15 protein-coding genes are annotated in these 18247 nt (G+C 43.1%); 7 read left to right on the forward strand and 8 right to left on the reverse strand.

The window, feature by feature from the left end; translation table 11 throughout:
* The first annotated feature begins 1 nt into the window (after position 1).
* On the forward strand, positions 2-2572 hold the full coding sequence (gene glgP, locus JXL83_04220) for an alpha-glucan family phosphorylase (protein ID MBN2363318.1): 2571 nt from the start codon (positions 2-4) through the stop codon (positions 2570-2572).
* A gap of 1 nt (position 2573) precedes the next feature.
* On the opposite strand, the gene JXL83_04225 is transcribed toward glgP, so the two are convergent.
* On the reverse strand, positions 2574-3572 hold the full coding sequence (locus JXL83_04225; GenBank protein ID MBN2363319.1) for a hypothetical protein: 999 nt from the start codon (positions 3570-3572) through the stop codon (positions 2574-2576).
* 1 nt (position 3573) lies between these two features.
* Positions 3574-4173 carry a lamin tail domain-containing protein gene (locus JXL83_04230; GenBank protein MBN2363320.1) on the reverse strand — a complete coding sequence of 200 codons (600 nt, stop codon included), beginning with the start codon at positions 4171-4173 and terminating at the stop codon, positions 3574-3576.
* Between the two features lie 134 nt (positions 4174-4307).
* Here JXL83_04230 and trxB point away from each other — a divergent pair, with 134 nt between their 5' ends.
* Positions 4308-5237, forward strand: coding sequence for a thioredoxin-disulfide reductase (gene trxB / locus JXL83_04235; protein MBN2363321.1), 930 nt, complete (start codon positions 4308-4310; stop codon positions 5235-5237).
* A 102-nt stretch (positions 5238-5339) separates the two neighbouring features.
* On the opposite strand, the gene JXL83_04240 is transcribed toward trxB, so the two are convergent.
* Positions 5340-6917: a hypothetical protein gene (locus JXL83_04240; protein ID MBN2363322.1), complete on the reverse strand. Its 1578-nt coding sequence runs from the start codon at positions 6915-6917 to the stop codon at positions 5340-5342.
* A gap of 106 nt (positions 6918-7023) precedes the next feature.
* Here JXL83_04240 and JXL83_04245 point away from each other — a divergent pair, with 106 nt between their 5' ends.
* From JXL83_04245 to JXL83_04255, 3 genes are all read left to right on the forward strand, one after another.
* The gene (locus JXL83_04245; protein MBN2363323.1) at positions 7024-7695 is read left to right on the forward strand and encodes a class I SAM-dependent methyltransferase; all 672 of its coding nucleotides are present in this window, start codon (positions 7024-7026) and stop codon (positions 7693-7695) included.
* Complete coding sequence (locus tag JXL83_04250) at positions 7692-8828, forward strand: hypothetical protein (protein ID MBN2363324.1); 1137 nt, start codon at positions 7692-7694, stop codon at positions 8826-8828. The genes JXL83_04245 and JXL83_04250 overlap by 4 nt, the downstream gene beginning before the upstream one ends.
* A gap of 142 nt (positions 8829-8970) precedes the next feature.
* Positions 8971-10032 carry a CapA family protein gene (locus JXL83_04255; GenBank protein MBN2363325.1) on the forward strand — a complete coding sequence of 354 codons (1062 nt, stop codon included), beginning with the start codon at positions 8971-8973 and terminating at the stop codon, positions 10030-10032.
* Positions 10033-10043: 11 nt separating this feature from the next.
* Here JXL83_04255 and JXL83_04260 read toward each other — a convergent pair whose 3' ends face one another.
* Together JXL83_04260 and queD are read right to left on the reverse strand one after the other, a co-directional pair.
* Positions 10044-10811, reverse strand: a complete 768-nt coding sequence (locus JXL83_04260; GenBank protein ID MBN2363326.1) for a GTP cyclohydrolase I FolE2 — start codon at positions 10809-10811, stop codon at positions 10044-10046.
* Between the two features lie 7 nt (positions 10812-10818).
* A complete protein-coding gene (gene queD / locus JXL83_04265; protein MBN2363327.1) occupies positions 10819-11184 on the reverse strand; it encodes a 6-carboxytetrahydropterin synthase QueD in 366 nt (121 codons plus the stop codon).
* Positions 11185-11398: 214 nt separating this feature from the next.
* On the opposite strand from queD, the gene JXL83_04270 reads away from it, so the two are divergent.
* A complete protein-coding gene (locus tag JXL83_04270; GenBank protein MBN2363328.1) occupies positions 11399-11944 on the forward strand; it encodes a hypothetical protein in 546 nt (181 codons plus the stop codon).
* A gap of 48 nt (positions 11945-11992) precedes the next feature.
* On the opposite strand, the gene JXL83_04275 is transcribed toward JXL83_04270, so the two are convergent.
* Both JXL83_04275 and ltaE read right to left on the reverse strand, forming a co-directional pair.
* Complete coding sequence (locus JXL83_04275) at positions 11993-12505, reverse strand: nitroreductase family protein (GenBank protein ID MBN2363329.1); 513 nt, start codon at positions 12503-12505, stop codon at positions 11993-11995.
* A gap of 34 nt (positions 12506-12539) precedes the next feature.
* On the reverse strand, positions 12540-13583 hold the full coding sequence (gene ltaE / locus JXL83_04280; GenBank protein ID MBN2363330.1) for a low-specificity L-threonine aldolase: 1044 nt from the start codon (positions 13581-13583) through the stop codon (positions 12540-12542).
* Positions 13584-13672: 89 nt separating this feature from the next.
* On the opposite strand from ltaE, the gene JXL83_04285 reads away from it, so the two are divergent.
* Positions 13673-17587 (forward strand): tetratricopeptide repeat protein, encoded by a 3915-nt coding sequence (locus JXL83_04285; GenBank protein MBN2363331.1) that lies wholly within the window; start codon positions 13673-13675, stop codon positions 17585-17587.
* Positions 17588-17590: 3 nt separating this feature from the next.
* Here the strand turns inward: JXL83_04285 and JXL83_04290 are convergent.
* A partial coding sequence (locus JXL83_04290) for an ATP-binding cassette domain-containing protein (protein MBN2363332.1) occupies positions 17591-18247 on the reverse strand: 657 nt, incomplete at its 5' end.

The raw sequence follows: 18247 nt of genomic DNA on the forward strand, positions 1-18247 counted from the left end.
AATGAAACCCGTCCGAACATTTAAAGTAATTCCTTCTTTGCCGGAAGAACTCGCAGATCTCAGAACTATAGCGTTCAACCTCTGGTGGGGATGGAATGAAGAAGCCGTAAAGTTATTTCACAGGATTTCACCAGAACTTTGGGAGCAAGCAAATCACAACCCGGTCGCTCTTCTTTCTATGGTACCTCAGGAAAACTGGTACGCACTCATCAAAGATGAAAGTTTCATCGCCCACATGAACAGGGTCAAGGAGGATCTCGACGAATATCTCGGAGGGGCGAGGTGGTTCGAAAGAGAACACTCTGACATACAAAACGCCGTCATAGCCTATTTCTCGATGGAGTTCGGCCTCAACGACTGCCTGCCTCTATACTCGGGAGGGCTCGGCGTACTTTCAGGAGACCATCTGAAATCATCCAGTGAACTCGGAATTCCTCTTGTAGCCGTGGGGCTTCTATACGGCCAGGGTTACCTGACGCAATATTTGTCGAACGACGGCTGGCAGCACGAAAAATACGCTGAAAACGATTTCAGCAATATGCCTGTAAGAGTCCTCAACGTAAACGACGGCTCCACTTTGAAAATTTCAGTAAAGATGGCGGAAAAGGAAGTCTGGGCAGAAATCTGGGAGACTTCGGTCGGAAGAATCAAACTCTACCTTCTTAACACCAACATACCGGAAAATGATTCACTCGGCAGATACATTACAGAAAGACTTTACGGCGGCGACAATGACCTGCGTATAAAGCAGGAGATTCTTCTGGGCATAGGAGGACTCAAAGCTCTCAGAAAAATAGGCTTGAATCCCACCGTCGTCCATATGAACGAAGGGCACAGCGCTTTTATAATTTTAGAAAGAATACGACAGTTGATGAAGGAAAACGGGCTCACCTATACCCAGGCGAAGCTTCTTTCAGCCTCTTCCTGCGTTTTCACCACTCACACACCTGTACCTGCCGGCAACGAGGTTTTTCACCCTGACATGATCGAGCATTACATAGGATATATTCGCGAAGAGATAGGAGTGACGAAAGAGGAGCTTTACTCTCTCGGCAAGCAAAATCCCAAAAACGCTTCAGAACATTTCGGCATGACTGTTTTCGCCATCAACAACTCACATTACTGCAACGCCGTAAGCAAACTTCACGCCTCGGTTTCCCGTTCCATGTGGTCGGGCATCTGGCAGGGACTGGACGCCGATGAAGTTCCCATAACTCACATAACGAACGGAATAAATCCCAACAGCTGGACCTCCGGCGAAATGCAACAGTTGTTTCTCAGGTACATAGGACCAAAAATGCTCGAAGAACCCGAAAACCTGAAAATCTGGGAAAGAGTTCTCGACATCCCGGACAACGAACTCTGGAGAACACATGAGAGAAGAAGAGAAAGGCTTGTCGCTTTCATAAGAAGAAGGCTCAAAAAACAACTCGCCGAACAGGGAGCCTCAGCAAAGGAAATCGAAGAAGCCGACGAAGTTCTGCACCCGGACACCCTGACAATAGGCTTTTCAAGGCGTTTTGCAACATACAAGAGAGCGTCGCTAATATTAAGCAATCTCGAGAGGATAACGAAAATACTGACCAACAAAGACAAGCCGGTTCAGCTCATTTTCGCCGGAAAAGCGCACCCGAGAGATGACGCGGGAAAAGACATCATCAAACACATATTCCAGGTCTCGAGAATGCCTCATCTGAGGAATCATATCGTCTTCATCCAGAATTACGACATGAACGTAGCAAGATACATGGTTCAAGGATGCGACATCTGGCTCAACACGCCCAGAAGACCGCTCGAAGCGAGCGGCACCAGCGGAATGAAAGTCTGTTTCAACGGAGGGCTGAATCTGAGCGTTCTCGACGGCTGGTGGAACGAAGCATTCAACGGCAAAAACGGCTGGTCCATTGGAATGGGGGAAGTCTATCAGGATTACAAAGCCGAAGATGAAGTGGAATCCTCTTCACTTTATGACACTCTGGAGAACGACGTCGTCCCAAAATTCTACAACATAGCCAGAGACGGACTCCCGAGAGAATGGATTAAAATGATAAAAGAATCCATGAGAACTCTTTGCCCGGTTTTCAACACTAACAGAATGATATGCGAATACACAGAGAAATTTTACATCCCATCGCATAACTCATGGAGGACACTCACCGAGAACGACTTCAAGGGAGTCAAAGACTTCTCCTCCAGGTTTGATCTGATTTCCAGGGAATGGAACAACGTCAAAATTATTGACGTCTCTGCCGACACTGCCGCTCCGGTTCAGATGGGAACGCAGATAGAAGTAGTTTCCACGGTCTACATGGACGGTCTCAATCCCGACGATGTATCCGTCGAAATCTGCCACGGCAAATTAAGTTACAACGGCGAAATAGAGAATCCTTCCTGTATAGCCATGTCGTCCGTCCAGAATACAGGCAAAGGCCAATACGTATTCAGAGGGCGAATTCCGTGTCTGGAAAGCGGTAAAAACGGATTTTCAGTAAGGATATTGCCGAGGAACAATTACCTGACAAGGAAATTAGTGCCCGGTTTCGTCAAATGGTTCGAAAACGGCGGTCAATAAATCAGCGGGGAAAGTAAGAAAGAGAAAACCTGTGGGAAGAGCCTAATTGCTGATGGCTCATAAAACCGTAATCAACAGAAAATGAACTGAAAACAAAGCCTCCTCCGGCGGTCAAATGACCGGAATTGCTTCCCGCTCTCAGAAAAAATCTGTCCTTAATGGAAACTTCTCCTCCGTAATGACTGTCCATACTCAAGGAAGACACGTCCCACTGAGAAGAGAGTTTTCTGTTCTCAAAATATATGTCGGTTTCAATGCCGAACGACAGGGAAACGTCGCGCCAGGAAAGAGGCGCTCTGGCCATTATGCCTGTTTTCAGGAAAGGATAAGCGTATTCTTTTGTTCCGGTGCTCCACGACAAAATCGTAGTCGTCGCGTTTCTTAATACCGCCGAAAAATCCAGGTTTTTCGTCCTGTAAAAACACCCAACATCGGTTCCGACACCGTAGGCGGAATAATCGCCGATTTTTCTATAAACGGCCTTGACTGTCACTCCGAAGGAAAGATTTTCGCCGGCTTTGTGCCCGTATGAAACATACATGGTGTAATCGTCGTCGCTGAAATATGATACTCTGTCGTAGTCGAGCCATTCACCGGGATCGAGAGATCCGTTGTTCTCCCCCTGATCACCGGTACCCGGTATGCCATCCTCTCCGTAATCTCTGAGCGCGTCCAAAGTATAAGGTATCCCCGATATGCCGAGGTGAACGAGTCCGATGCCGAGAGATCTTTTTGCTTCCGGGAAAATCATTGAAAATCCGTTGTAAGACAGGTTGCCCGAAAATACGTAAGCGTGTGTGGCGCTGTAGCATTTGTTTGAAAAACTCATCGCGGCTGGATTGCCGTAAAAAGAATGCTCTCCTGTAAGAATGCCTTCCATCTGCCCCATAGCAAGAGATCTCGCGCCGAACCCGAGAGCCAAAAACTCACCGGCGTATTTTGACGCATAAACATTCAGGGATGAAAAGAAAAAGAATATAATAAATGTCTTAAACTTCAAATTATTTGCGTTCCGTTGAAAACATCGCTTTAATTCGGCCCCAGGTTGACGGATTAATCACCGAAGCTGGAATTTCTCTGTTGTTGTTTCCGGGTGTCGGATAGCACACCGTATAGTTCTCAGGTTGCGGAGCGAAATTAGTTTCAGGATAAAGCCCCAGAGAATAACCTGGAGAGACCCCTTGTGATGTTCCCGTTCCTCCCCATAATACTTTCGAAATTTCGCTGTCTCCGGAATCAAGAAGCGTCAGACCTCCGACGTTTCTGCATATATTGATTGAACTTCCGTACTGGACAATCAAAGTCGTCGAAGACAGAGAGGAATCCCAATGAGCGACAAATCTCGAACTGTCGGCGACGAAAACAACACGTTGACCCGGTTCCATTGAAATCGAGAATGTGAACACTTCTCCCGTAGGCGTCTTCAGTTTCCATGAATTCATCGTGACTTTGTCGTTCGAAAAATTGAAAATTTCGACCCATTGGTCCTGATTGCTCCAGCCTGCCGTTTCGGGAATATTATAAAAGACCTCGTTTATATTTATCTTTGAGAATATGAGTGAAGGAAATAGCATCACTGCCGCGAGAATTATCCTTTTCATACCAGTCAATATAACAGCACTTGCATAAATTGTCAACCACCAATTTACTGAATTTTGTTCAAATATGTCTGTCTTCTGTAGGAATCTCAACTAACCTCTTGATTTTAATTCCGACATGTGTTTTTTTATATTCTGTGAAAGAAAAACATCAATTAATCATCATCGGCGGAGGCCCCGCCGGATATTGCGCCGCTCTTTACGCGGCGAGGGCTGACATCGGAACTCTCGTCCTCGAAGGCTCTCTGCCGGGCGGCAGGATAAGCCTGACAGACATCGTTGAAAATTATTCGGGTGTCGCCGGGGGAATCTCGGGTTTCGATCTTTCGCAGGTCATGCGCGAGCAAGCCTTGTCAGCCGGAGCTGAACTCGTCATGGCGAGCGCGGAAAAAATAGACACGAATGCCGAAAATCTGTTTTCACTTATAACTGACAGCGGAACTGATATAAAAGCACAATCGGTTATTATTGCCACAGGAACGACGGACCGGAAGCTTTCAGTTCCCGGCGAAACAGATTTCACGGGAAGAGGAGTTTCTTACTGTGCCACGTGTGACGGTCCTCTCTTCAGAGGGAAAAAAGTGTCGGTCGTCGGAGGAGGGGATTCAGCGGTAAAAGAGGCTCTGTTTCTCTCCAAGATATGCGCGGAAGTTATTATTATACACAGACGCGATCAGCTGAGAGCGGAGAAAGTAATACAGAAAAAAGCTTTCGATAAAGAAAACATATCGTTTGAGTGGGATTCAGTAGTAACCGGGATTAAAGGCGACAAAAAAGTCAATTCAGTTCAGGTAAAAAACGTAAAAACTTCTCGGGAAAAAGAAATTTCAACGGACGGAGTTTTCGTATTGGTCGGTTCAGTTCCTAACACATCTCTTTTCAAGGACATGAGAATTCTTGACGAGAGAGGCTACGTCCTGACGGACGATGAGATGAAGACAAAAATCTCCGGTCTTTTCGCGGCAGGCGACGTCAGAAAAAAAATTCTTCGCCAGGTTGCGACTGCCGTCGGAGACGGTGCGATAGCCGCCTTTTCTGTCCAGGAATTTCTTGAAAATCAAACATAAATAAAGACTGAAACTGGCACTCCGGCAATCTTTCCGTAACCGGTTCTTTTCATTATGTGCTTAAGTCAGGATTCAGCAGGATTTTTATTATATAACATCTTATTATCTGTGCATTTTCTGAGCAGACGATTTGAGAGTCCTGCTTATAATCTCTTCTATTTTTCCCAGGACGTTTATCATGTTGAACGGATTGTAAATATTTGTCGGAAGGTAATTGAAAGTGTATCCGATGTCTTTTGACAGGATCGAGGACATGTATATGTTTTGAGCCGCTTTGTAACCCAGGGCGTATCTTACCAGTCTTTCATCCTTGCCTATATATTCATTTCTGTAAAAATTGACAATCTCTATATCCGTGAAATAGCTTTCTAGAATCTCCTTCCCGAGCAGCATCAGCTCGTTGACCCCTTTTATGTTTTTTTCAGTGGGTTTTTCCAGATATTCCTGCGCTTTTTCAATGGATTCAATTATAAGTTTTTCCCTTTCGAGTTTCTTCTTTTCCATGGCTTTTCCGCCGAGTTCTTCGATTATTTCTCTCAGGTTATCGTCGAGCATTATCACATTGAAATCCACTATCTCGTCTATGTAAATGGCGACTTCGCCGAAATCTATTATGGGCTCCTTCTTTTCTTTTTCGTATTTGTCGACGTCAGGATTGGTTATTATTTCACGGACGAGGTCGAGGGCTTTTTCATATATGTAAAACTTGAATTCTGAAATTGATATCTTGTCCGTAGCGGCGAGAATTTCTTTGTCGGAACTGCCTAACACTTTCAGAATGTTGAATATTTCCTTGATGATCTCGATTTTTGCCTGTATTGGATAGATTGCCGAACCTCTTTCCGTGTCGGATTCTGCCGTGAACATCTCTTTTTTGTCGTCGTCTCTGTTCGTGAAAATCTCGTTCGACAATTTTTCCAGAGAGCTCATTTCCATGTTTGTCAATTTAGAGAGAGATTCTTTCTGGTATCTCATTTTTTTTATCGTGTATTCGATTTTGTCGTCTATCGAATAAAGCATTTTTTTTGATTTTGGAATGTAACGGTTGATTTCTTCGATAAGCCTGTTCGATCGTATTTCGCAATTAGACAAATCGTTTTCCACGAGGTCGGCTCTGTCTTCTTTTTTCGCTATGCTTTCGAGATATTTCAGGAAATTCTCCCTGTCGGATTTACCGTATCCCAGCTTGATGAGATATGCCTGAAATATGGTCCAGAAACCGGCTATTAGGGCGTAAGCGCTTTTAAGTTTGGATTCGTTCTGTTCGAGAATGCTGACATTTTCGTCAAAAAGAAGACCGAGCATGTAAGGTACTATGCTGTCCAGGTGAAGCTTGTCCGTGGTAATGTGATCGAAACTTATTTCGAGATCTTTCTGTATCCTTTCGAGCAAAGCCGTATTTTTCTCAATCTGGTCGTCGAAAAGAATCACGTTTATTTTTCCCGAAGAGACAGCGGCGTTAAGGCAGACATCTATCGTGTCCTTGACTATCCTTTTCATTCTCGGAGAATTGTTTTTAACTATGTTCGTCGTAAGCTTCTGAAGACTCAGAATGTACGCGACCCCCATGCCTCTTTCTATGGCAGGGTCAATGTTTATTATATCTTTCGGGTCAATTTTGGAAAGTTCGGACATTTTTTTCAACTTTCCTTTTTGAATCTCACTTTTGGGTTTTTCCATTAGCGCCTCTTTTTTTTATTATTCATTATAATGACTATAACGGCTTTTGAAAAGCCTTTGACAACATTTCTCGCTTTTGACGCAGATTTATTTTATCATATCAACGATGGCTGTAAACATTCTTGGTCCGGGCCCCGTAAAATTCTTCACCGAGGCTTATTATCTGACGGTAAGAACAACCGATTCGGCTTTTTTTTTCGACTTGCTTTATTCGGCAATGAACGACCCTTTTAAAACTGAAAAATCGGATTACGAAAAAGAGAAGATTTCCAAAGTAATCGATATAATCGGAAAGTCAGGATTCGAAAACGCACTCGACGTCGGATGCGGCACAGGCTCATTCACATCTTCTCTGCTGAGAGTCGCGAAAAAAGTCACAGGCATTGACATTTCGGTTAAAGCGGTACGGGAAGCAGGGAAAAAGTTCGAAAATGAAAAACGGCTCGAATTCAAAAGAGCCGACGTTTGTTCATTTTCAACTGACGCAAAATTCGACCTTTTTTTCTGCTCCGAAGTCTTGTATTACCTTTCCCCCGAAGAATTGAATAAAACGTGCTTAAAGATCAAAGAGCTCTCATTGAAAAACTCTTGCATTGTGTTCGTGGGAAGAGCAGACGATGATTACGTCAACATTCGGCTCCGTGATTTTTTCAAACCGGTAATAAAAGAGACGATTCAGGCTTCCTTCCCTCTCTACTTTCTTCCCCGGGTGAGAATTTCAAGACCATACGGAGTTTTTGTATACCACAATAAAATAACGGAGAATGAAAAATCATGATGGACAAAGATGTATTCAAATGCCCGAACTGCGGAGCCCCACTCGATCCCGAAAAGGTAAAAGGAAAATACAAATGTCCTTACTGTCTGACTTATCTGCAAATTAAAAACAAAAACAGGGAATATGACCACGAAATTACCTTCGACTCAAAATCCATGCAAAACATTACAAGCTCCTTTTCTTCCATAGAAGTCGTACCGGTTAAAAAAACAGCCGTATCTTTGGCCGTGATAGCGCTCAGCATTATCATTTTGATGACCTCCGGTATATTTCTGCTTTTTCATAATGTCAAATCTTCAAAAACCTTCAGTGAAAACAGAGAAATAGCAAAAGAGCTCGAGTTCGGATCCGAAGGGACCGGACCGGGTTATTTCCAGGACGTCAGGCTGGTATTGACAACTTATGACGGACATATTGTAACTTGCGAGTACGAAGACGGAAGAATACAGGTTTTCGATTCTTCTATGAATTTTTTGAGACAATGGAAGACAGGCCGCAAAACATACGTTCAGTCATTTTCAATTGACAACTCCGGAAAGCTTTTTGCAGTGGTGCAAGGAGACGTTTTCTCATACGATATTGCTGACGGCACCCTGATAGATTCAATTCCGAAAAACGTTTTATCAACGCATTACTTCTCTGAGGTGGCGGTGTGCGCAGACGGATACATATACGTTATCTACGAAAGCGAGAATTTGGCGAAAGTGGATAAAAACAAAAACGTCGTCTGGACAATCCAAAATGCCGTGTCTTCTCACTCGGACGATTCCGAACTCGATTGCCACCTGGCGGTTGACGGATCTGGATATGTCTACATTCTGGGAACATTCAACTGCTCGGTTTTCAGATTCTCGCCGGAAGGCAAGTTTCTGAACAGGATAGGTTCGGAAGGGAACGATCCTGGGTCTATAAGCTTCGCTTCGACTTCAATCGCTGTGGACAATCAATCGAACATCTACGTATCCGACAACGACGGAATTGAAGTGTTCAGCAAGGACGGTAAATTCCTGACTCACCTTTCGGCAGAAGCGCCCAATTACAGCATGCACATAGACAAAAACAATTGCCTTTTCACGGCCAACGGGGACAGAATAGTCAAATATACACTTAGACCGGAGATTTTCGGCAACTGAATTTATTCGTATGTCAAATTCCGCAATATTCGTAATCAACTATTGTCTTTTATTTTTTTCATCACTTTTGCAACTATCAGAATCAGATTTTTATTCGAGATTTCTACCAAAAAGAATCTCCGTTGTATTCGTCGGTGACATAATGGTTCACGACGAACAACTGAAAGGCGCTTTCGACGGATATGCCGGTAATTATTCGTTCACCGGAAGTTTCGAGGATGTTCGCGAAATCCTGATTCAGTCAAACTTGACTGTTGGCAATCTCGAAACGACGCTTTCCGGTGAAGACAATATCTTTTCAGGCTATCCGCTTTTCAACTCTCCCGACGAGCTCGCCTTTGCTCTGAAAGAAACCGGTTTTGACCTTCTGACGACCGCCAACAATCACTGCCTCGACAGAGGCGAATATGGACTCCGAAGAACTTTGAGAGTACTCGACAGCCTTCAAATACGCCACACGGGAACATTCGCCGATTCGAGTGAAAAGAAATTCACTGTTGTCAGCGTCAACGGAATTGAAATCGCATTCCTTTCATACACTTACGGCACAAACGGCCTCTCTCTGCCAGGTAATAGCACCTGTTTTGTAAATTATATAGACGCGGAAAAAATACACGCGGACATTTCGGAAGCGAAAAATGAGGGAACAAATTTTACAGTAGTCGTACTGCATTACGGCACTGAATATGCTTTGCGCCCTTCACCCGGGCAAAAATCTTTCTTCGACACGATAGTTACTTTCGGAGCCGACGCGGTCATAGGGATGCATCCTCACGTCGTCCAGCCCTTTGAGTGGTTGGACCGATCTGACAGGGAACATGCCTCCGGTCACGCGTTTTGCGCTTACTCCCTCGGAAACTTCATTTCATCGCAGAGGACGGTTCCTCGGGACGCGGGAATAATCCTTAAGTTAGATATAGTTATGTATTTTTCGGGAAAGACAAAAATCTCTAAAGTGTCTTTCCTTCCGACTTATGTTCAATTCAAGCCTTCCGGCGGGAAATACGAAGTCCTGATAAAAGATGCCGTCAAAGCTTTGTCTCTCTTTATCTCGGGGGAAACGGCAGAATTTTCTCCATACGACACAAGGCGCATAACAGCTATCGCACAATCTTTAAGCGTTCACGTCGGAAGCATGTCTGAAGCCGATTCCTGCGCTTTTGACTCGACTCAGGGAATGTTCGTTTTTCCATGGATCAACTGACAGGGAACAAATTATTTTCTTCGTTCTATGACAGCGTAGGCGGAATGATTATGAATACTCTCCATGCTTTCGCATTCGGCGCGGAACCAAAGTGTTCTTTTATCGTCTAAAAGTTCTTTGGCAATGCCTCTGACCACGTCTTCGACAAAACGCGGCCTGTCGAAAGCATTTTCCGTGACAAATTTTTCGTCTTCCCTTTTGAGCAGGGAAAAAACCGGCCCGCTCGAGTTGCGTTCAGCCAATTCGACAAGTTCTTCTATCCAGATGAAATCGTTGTATCTCACCTGAATTCTAACAGCCGCCCTTTGATTGTGAGCTCCCCTGGCGGATATCTCCTTGGAACAGGGGCAAAGCGTCATCACCGGGACTTTCACTTCGAGAACAAAATCATCTTTTCCACCCGTCGCCGCGCGAAAACAACAGTCGTAGTCCATCAAACTCTCTATTTTGCTGACGGGAGCCTTCTTTTTTATGAAGTATTTAAATCCGACTTCCATCAACGCTTTTTCAGCCTCGAGACCTTCTTTTACATGTTTTAATATCTCTCCCATGTTGAGCATTGAAAATTCTTTTTGATACGAGTGCAGGACGCTGACGAACCTGCTCATGTGAGTTCCCCTGTAATGTTTCGGCAGTTCGACGAACATCGAGATTCTGGCAATGGTCTGCTGTTTTGTGTTTGCCCTGTCTTCGACCGAAATCGGGAAAAAGATGTCTTTTACGCCGACTGAATCGACGTCTATTCCGTGCTCGGGCTCGTCGTTCTGAATATCCGGCATGCTCAATTCATTCGCCTTTGTATGAACAGCGGGAACTGTCGCTTTCCCAGACAGTTATCTCAAAGAGCTGGGGTAAAACCGGCTTTAAACTGTTCCAAAGCCAAATAACGAGATTTTCACTCGTTCCGGATTCGACGCCTTCAATTTCGTTGAGAAATTTATGATCTATTTTTTTTATTGTCGGATTGACAATATCTTTAATGTCACCGAAATCCATGAGCCATCCCTTGTCGGGATCTACCTCGCCCTTGACACTGACTTCTATCCTGAATGAGTGACCGTGAATTGAACTGCACTTGTGCTCCTTGGTCAATCCCGCAATTTTGTGAGCGGCGTCAGCCCTGAAAGTTCTCGTCAAAATCACTGTTTTCATGTTTTGAATTATATTGCTTTTTAGTGCCTGACATCAATAAAATTGTGCTTGCATTTTTAAAAAATAGTTATATAATGCACGCTTATCAAAAACCGATTGGGTTTCATTTCAGAATGTATCATAGCTTTTCATGGTGAAAAGTATGTGTTACATAAGTGTAAGCATGTGAATAATGTGCTTGGAAAAGCGTACATCAACAGGAGGAAAATCAGTTATGAAGAGGAACAGCATCGTTCTAACACTCGCTCTGACAGCAATTTTTGCATTATATTTGGGGGCGATATCCTGCAGTCAGAAACCGCAGGAACAGACTGACACGACAGCAGTAGACACTACGGTAGTTGACACGACCACCGTGGTTGTCGAGGAAGTATACGTCGAAGTGGGATCATTTATTTTTGCCCGTACGACTACGACCGAATCTTTCCACTACGATTCAGCTTACGTCACGGTTTTAACCGAAGACTCAATCACTTTTAATTGGGCCGACTCGTTTGCCAAGGGCGAAACAGGAAGAACCTATCCCAACACGAACGCTTATTATTACGTTGTGAAAACCGACGCTACTCCCGAGACTTTTGTCGCCGGAACACCCGTCATGATAGCGCCCAACGGCACAAGTTTCGTGTGGTACTTCGGCGCCATTTCAGCCGTCGTAGAGACAAATTATGTAGTTGATTACATGATTCCCGGCGTTCCTGAAGTCAAACAGGACACAGTCGGCATGGATAAGCTTTTCGCCGCGAAAATGATGGAATAAACTTTTTTATAAGGCGAATTTTTTAGGGCGGCTCCTGCCGCCCTTTTATTATTTCCACTTGTTCAGGTGTATCCTCGAAGGGTCGAATCTCTTTGGCTGTTCGGGTTTTTCGGCCGGATAACCGAGAGCGACTATTCCGAGAGGTTTAATTTTTTCAGGAAGCCTGAAAAGTTCCGAAATACCTTTCGTCCTGTCTTCTCTCGGATGAACTCCCAGCCACACCGAGCCTATACCGAGAGAATTAGCCGCCAAAAGAATGTTCTGTAGAGCCGCCGAGCAGTCCTGAGCCCAGTATCCGGCGTTTTCCTGTATGCTCTCGTCGGCGCAGACAACAACGACACAAGGCGCCTCAAGCAGCATTTTCGCGTATGGATGAACTCCTGCCATTTTTTCCATAGTATTCCTGTCGTCGACAACTATAAAATGCCACGGTCTCAGATTTCTCGCCGAAGGTGCGAACATAGCTGCTTTCATTATTTTGTCCAAGTCTTCCTTTGAAATCTCTTTTTTTATATATTTTCTGATGCTACGCCTGGTCAGGATGCATTCCATCGCTTCCATAAACCCTCCTGAAGTTAAATCGTAAAAGTTATTTTCAATTTGCTTTACCAAGTCTTTCCGCCATTAAAGGCAGAACTTCGATAAAGCGCTCTATGTCTTCGTTTGAGATCTCTCTGTGAGTGACTAATCTGACAAACCGGTTTTCAGGGGGATAAGTCAATATATTATTTTCTTTTAGAATTTCAATAAATTTACCGGCAGTATTTTCTGTAGAGAATTTAATAAAAACCATGTTTATCTTGACCTTATCAACATTGACGTTGAAAATGTTGTACCACGAAAAAGCTTCCGCGAGCTTTTTGGCTTTTTCGTGATCCTCGGAAAGTCTCTCAGTCATCTCTTTCAGGGCGACGATGCCGGGTGCGGCTATTATTCCGGCCTGCCTCATACCGCCGCCCATTATTTTTCTGTTTTTCCTGGCTTTTTCAATGAATCGTGACGTTCCAGCCAATATGGATCCGACAGGACAGCAAAGCCCTTTTGAAAGACAGAACATGACGCTGTCACAGTTCTTTGCTATTTCTGAAGGTTCGACTCCTAGAAAGACAGCGGCGTTGAAAATCCTCGCCCCGTCGAGATGTATTGGAACGTCCCATTTTTTTGACAAGTCACTTATCCTTTTCATCTCTTTCACTGTCTGTACGTCTCCGTTGGACAAGGCGTTTTCAAGGCATATAAGGCCCGTTTTCGGAAAGTGAATGTCTTTGTCTTTTCTTATCCGGGGTTCAATTTCATCCGCCGTCAGTATTCCGGAAACCGGTTGGACCGTCCTGAGCTGAACCGCGCCGATTACGGAACTCGCTCCGGCTTCGTGAACGACTATGTGACAGTCCTCTGAAACAATGACTTCATCGCCTCTCGAGCAATGAGAAACAATGGCGAGCTGATTGCCGAACGTCCCTGACGGCACGAGGAGGGCGGCATCTTTGCCGAGTATTTCCGCTGAGAGCTTTTCGAGCTCGTTTACAGTCGGGTCTTCCCCCAAAACATCGTCGCCTACTTCAGCTTCAAATATAGCCTTTCTCATCTTTTCGGTCGGTTTCGTCACCGTGTCCGAACGAAGATCTATGATTTTCAAATCAAACCCCTTTTATTGTTCATTATTCATCTATAAAGACACAATCCTTTTAAATTGATATTATAAAGTAATAACGCATCAGAAAAAAAATGAAAAAATTCATTCCAGACTTTATATCGGAAAAATATTTCAAGGGAGAATACGAGGGCACATTTACGGGATGCGTCATGTTTCTCGACTTGACAGGATTTACTTCCATAACAGACAAACTGATGAAAGAAGACAAAGAGGGCATAGAAGTTCTCGGTAATTTCATCAGCCGGACGTTTGAGAGAATAATTACAAGCATACACGGGAAAAAAGGATTTGTTTCATCATTCGAAGGAGACGCTTTAACGGCAATTTTTCCCGGAGAAGAAAGTCACACGAACGCTTTATTGTCTTCCGATGAAATCACCGGCTACTTTTCCGACAAATCCGTTTTCAGAACCAGATTCGGAAATTTTTATATGTCCATAAAAACAGGTATATCTTTCGGCGAAATAGAATTTTCAATAATCGGAAACGATTTGAGAAAAATATATTATTTTTCAGGTGAAACTGTCAAAAATTGCATCGAATGCGAAAATAACTGCGACATGATGGAAACTGTAATCGACGCCCGCATGAACGTCAAATCTTTCCGTTCGGCAAAGACGCGGCCTCTTTCCAACAACATGTTCGTTTTGGAAAAACTTCTCATCGCTCAAAAAACAGAATATGTACTGACAGAACAATCAGCGGACGCCTCCGAAAAATTCATTCATCCAGGCATTTCAAAAATAACTCGTCAGGGTGAATTCCGTTTAATATCGCCAGTTTTCATTTCAATCAAGCAAACTGAAGCAAATTCCGTTGAATCGGTCGTCCTTTCAATACTGAATCTTTCAAGTGAATTCAGAGGACATGTCAATAAAATAACTTACACGGACAAAGGTTTTGTCTCTTTAGTGCTTTTCGGAGCTCCGGTTTCATTCGACAATAACATTGAGAGAGCTTGCGGGTTTTCACTTAAGCTTAAGGATATTCACGGTGACAATATAAAAATTGGAATGACTCACGGAACAGTTTACGCAGGATTTGTTGGAGGGATTTCAAGATGCGAATACACCGCGCTGGGAAGTGTTGTAAATCTTGCCTCGAGGCTGATGACCAGATCTGAATACGGCGAAATTTTGATTACAGACGATGTCGGCAACAAAGTTAAGGACAAATTCATCACCGGCGAGTTTTTACTCGAAAAACTCAAAGGATTTAATAAAGAGCAACGCATCGGAAAGCTGATGTCTAAAAAAAATAAACTGACCGATTTCGAAACCGAATTCGTGGGCAGGGAAAATGAATTGTCCTTTTTGACAGGGCAATTGAAAAAAACATGCTCGGGATTCTTTCCCGGCTTGCATTACATATACGGCGAAGCGGGAATGGGAAAATCCCAGCTCATAAAAGAGTTCACAAAAAGATCGTCAAAAAATGCCCGCACATTCATTTTCACTACCGATCCGGTTGTGAAAAAAAGCATGAACCCTGTTAAACTTAGCCTCAATAAATGTTTTGACATTTCAGAACAAGCGAGTCTTTCTGAAAACAAGACCGCTTTCGAGAATAAATTTTCCGAATTATTCAAAAATTTTGTTTCGAAAACCGATGCTGATCCGCCAAGTGATGAAATTCTGAGGATAAAGGTTTTTGTGGGGTATTTTCTAGGCTTTTTTTCAAACCATCCTATGATTTCAGACATCGAAAACAGCAAACTGCCTGAACTCATAAACCTGTCGCTGAGAGATTTTTTCCGTTTTCTGTCGTCTATCAAACCCATAATAATTGTCTTCGACGATTTCAATGATTACGACTCGGACTCCTTGGCTTTTATCAAGACTCTTTTTATCAACATCGAGCATTATCCGATCATGATAATATTTTCGAGTCGTTTAAACGACGACCTGTCAAAGCCGAAGATACAAACCGATCCCGAAATTGAATTTATCGACATTCTTCTTTCCGAGTTATTGCCTGAACAAAATGCAATCATGATTGAAAACTTCCTCTGTCACAAATGCGATAAGGATTTGCTGTATTTTATACACGAGAGAGCCGGGGGTAATCCTTTCTATACTGAACAATATTGCTTTTTCCTGCTTGAAAACGGACACTTAAGACTTTCAGAAAATATTTTCCGGCTCGACAGAAACACTGAAGAAATACCAGTCAGGATAAATGACATTATAGTATCGAGAATTGATAGACTCACCGGGGAAATCAAAGAGACGATTGTCATTTCAAGCGTTCTCGGCATGGAATTCGAAGTCGATGTTTTGAAAGAACTGATAAAAATCTACAGAACACATTCAGAGAAAGCGAGCAAGCAATTCGACGACATAGATGGCGTAATAAAAACTACGACAGGATTCAGAATATGGAAAAAAATCACCGAGTTAAAATACATATTCAGCCATTCTCTTTTGAGAAACACTGTTTATCAGATGCAATTAAAAGAACACTTGAGATCACTTCACAAATTGGTCGGAGAAGTTCTTTTGAACAAGTTCAAAGACGATCCCGCACATTACCCGGAAATAGCATATCATTTCGAAAACGCTGAGCTTATGGAACTCGCCTGCGAATATTACAAAAAATCCGCGGTAGAATCACTCGAAAAGTATTACGTTGAGAAAGCATGGGAATATTTGAAAAAATCCCTAAAAATATCAGTCAAGCTGTATGGCAGCTGCCATCCGGAGACATCAAAAATACTGAAAATCACGGGTCGGTACTTGTTTGAAAAGGGAGATTACCGTTCTTCAGTTTCCGTTTTGGAAAAATCACTCGAAATTCTTGAAAAATTCAACATTGAAGACGTGTCTCTGAAAATCAAATATTTCATCGACATCGGTATAAATTACCGTTACATGGGTGAATACGACAAAGCCCTAAAATTCTATGAATCCTGCATATCCCTGCTTCCAGAAAACTCAGATCTTCCCGAAGAGATACTGACGAATCTCGCAGTAATTTACAAGGAAAAAAATGAGTACCAAAAATCGTTGGATTACTCCAACAAAGCTTTAAAAATTCAAAAAAACAATTACGGAGAATTGGATGAAAGAGTTGCCGACACATACAATAACATAGGTGTGGTTTTAACGGAAATAAACCGTCTCGATGAAGCTCTTGAATACCACAATAAGTCGATAGAGATTATGGAGAAGATTGGCAAATCACGGTCTCCAAAAAACGCTTATTTCACTGCGAATATTTCCGTGTGCTGTTATTATAACAACGATCTTCAAAAATCAATCAAATACATAGACAAAGCCATAGACGTTTTAAAAGACATTTACGGAGAAAAACACCCCGACATAGCCTTTTTATACGGCAACAAAGGAGCCATCTACAACGATGTTCCCGATTATGAAGGTGCGATATATTTTTTCGGCAGAGCTCTCGAAATTTACCAGGACACTCTTGGCCTCGAAACTGTATTTGCCTGCAATATTTTCAACAACATCGGTTATTCATATTTGGAAAACGACAATCTTGAAGAGGCACTGAAATATACTGAAAAGGCATTGTCAGGCAGAATGAAACACTTCGGAAAGCATCACGCCGAGACAGCAACTTCTTTAAATCAACTCGGCAACATTCAAAGAGAACTCGGGAATTTAGAAGAGTCTTTAAAACATCTCGGCGCTTCTTTATTCGGATTTACAAAAATATTCGGAGTAAACAATAAGTATTCAATAATCGTACTGATCAACATGGCCAAAACTCTCATGAAAACAGGGAATTTGACTAAAGCGCGCGTTATCATAGAACGAGCCGATCAAATAAACAAACTACTGGACATTCCTGACGATCAAAGCACGGCGAGGATAGAAGAATTATTCGGCGATCTTTATTCTTCCATGGGTGACATTGAACGAAGCAAAGCACATTATTATGAAGCTGAAAACATATACAAAAAGATCGGTTTACCCAAATATCTTTCATCGTTAAAAGAAAAACTCAAAAATGTTTCAGATTGAAAATCATGCGCTGAAGTTTGAAAAAGACTCGTATAAACTCTTGTAGAGCTCGCATTTCTCGAACAGTTCTTCATGCTTAGCCGTCATAAGTATTTCGCCTTTGTTTAAAACTATTATTTTGTCCATGTCTTTTATAGTGCTCAAACGGTGGGCAATAACTATTGACGTTCTTTCCTTCATCAGTTCAGACATCGCAAGTCTGATAAAGTTTTCGGACTCCGCATCCAGCTGGGAAGTCGCTTCGTCGAGGATCAGAATCTTCGCGTTTTTCAAGATTGCCCTTGCGATGGAAATTCTCTGCTTTTCGCCTCCGGACAGAGTTGAACCTCTCTCGCCTATTATGGTGTCGTATTCTTTCTCCAGTTTTGTAATGAAAGCATCCGCGTTCGCTTTTTCCGCGGCTTCGACGACCTTATCGTCTGTAGCAGACGGAGAGCCGAACCTTATGTTTTCCATGACGGTGTCCCGGAATAAAAAAATGTCCTGGGACACAAGAGCTATGCTGTTTCTCAGCGATTTCAGTTTTATATTTTTTATGTCATGACCGTCCAAAGAAATTTTACCGTCATCGGGATCGTAGAACCTCATTATCAGATTTGCTATTGTCGTCTTGCCCGCTCCGCTCGGACCTACTATTGCCGCTCTTTCGCCTTTTTCAAC

It is taken from the genome of candidate division WOR-3 bacterium (assembly GCA_016934535.1).
Classification (GTDB): domain Bacteria; phylum SDB-A; class SDB-A; order SDB-A; family SDB-A; genus JAFGIG01.

Coding starts and splice junctions, on each gene's coding strand:
- JXL83_04245 (MBN2363323.1), top strand. CDS start 7,024: ATGGCTGTAAACATTCTTGGTCCGGGCCCCGTAAAATTCTTCACCGAG.
- JXL83_04240 (MBN2363322.1), bottom strand. CDS start 6,917: ATGGAAAAACCCAAAAGTGAGATTCAAAAAGGAAAGTTGAAAAAAATG.
- JXL83_04260 (MBN2363326.1), bottom strand. CDS start 10,811: ATGCCGGATATTCAGAACGACGAGCCCGAGCACGGAATAGACGTCGAT.
- JXL83_04285 (MBN2363331.1), top strand. CDS start 13,673: ATGAAAAAATTCATTCCAGACTTTATATCGGAAAAATATTTCAAGGGA.
- JXL83_04250 (MBN2363324.1), top strand. CDS start 7,692: ATGATGGACAAAGATGTATTCAAATGCCCGAACTGCGGAGCCCCACTC.
- JXL83_04230 (MBN2363320.1), bottom strand. CDS start 4,173: ATGAAAAGGATAATTCTCGCGGCAGTGATGCTATTTCCTTCACTCATA.
- JXL83_04275 (MBN2363329.1), bottom strand. CDS start 12,505: ATGGAAGCGATGGAATGCATCCTGACCAGGCGTAGCATCAGAAAATAT.
- queD (MBN2363327.1), bottom strand. CDS start 11,184: ATGAAAACAGTGATTTTGACGAGAACTTTCAGGGCTGACGCCGCTCAC.
- JXL83_04270 (MBN2363328.1), top strand. CDS start 11,399: ATGAAGAGGAACAGCATCGTTCTAACACTCGCTCTGACAGCAATTTTT.
- glgP (MBN2363318.1), top strand. CDS start 2: ATGAAACCCGTCCGAACATTTAAAGTAATTCCTTCTTTGCCGGAAGAA.
- JXL83_04255 (MBN2363325.1), top strand. CDS start 8,971: ATGGTTCACGACGAACAACTGAAAGGCGCTTTCGACGGATATGCCGGT.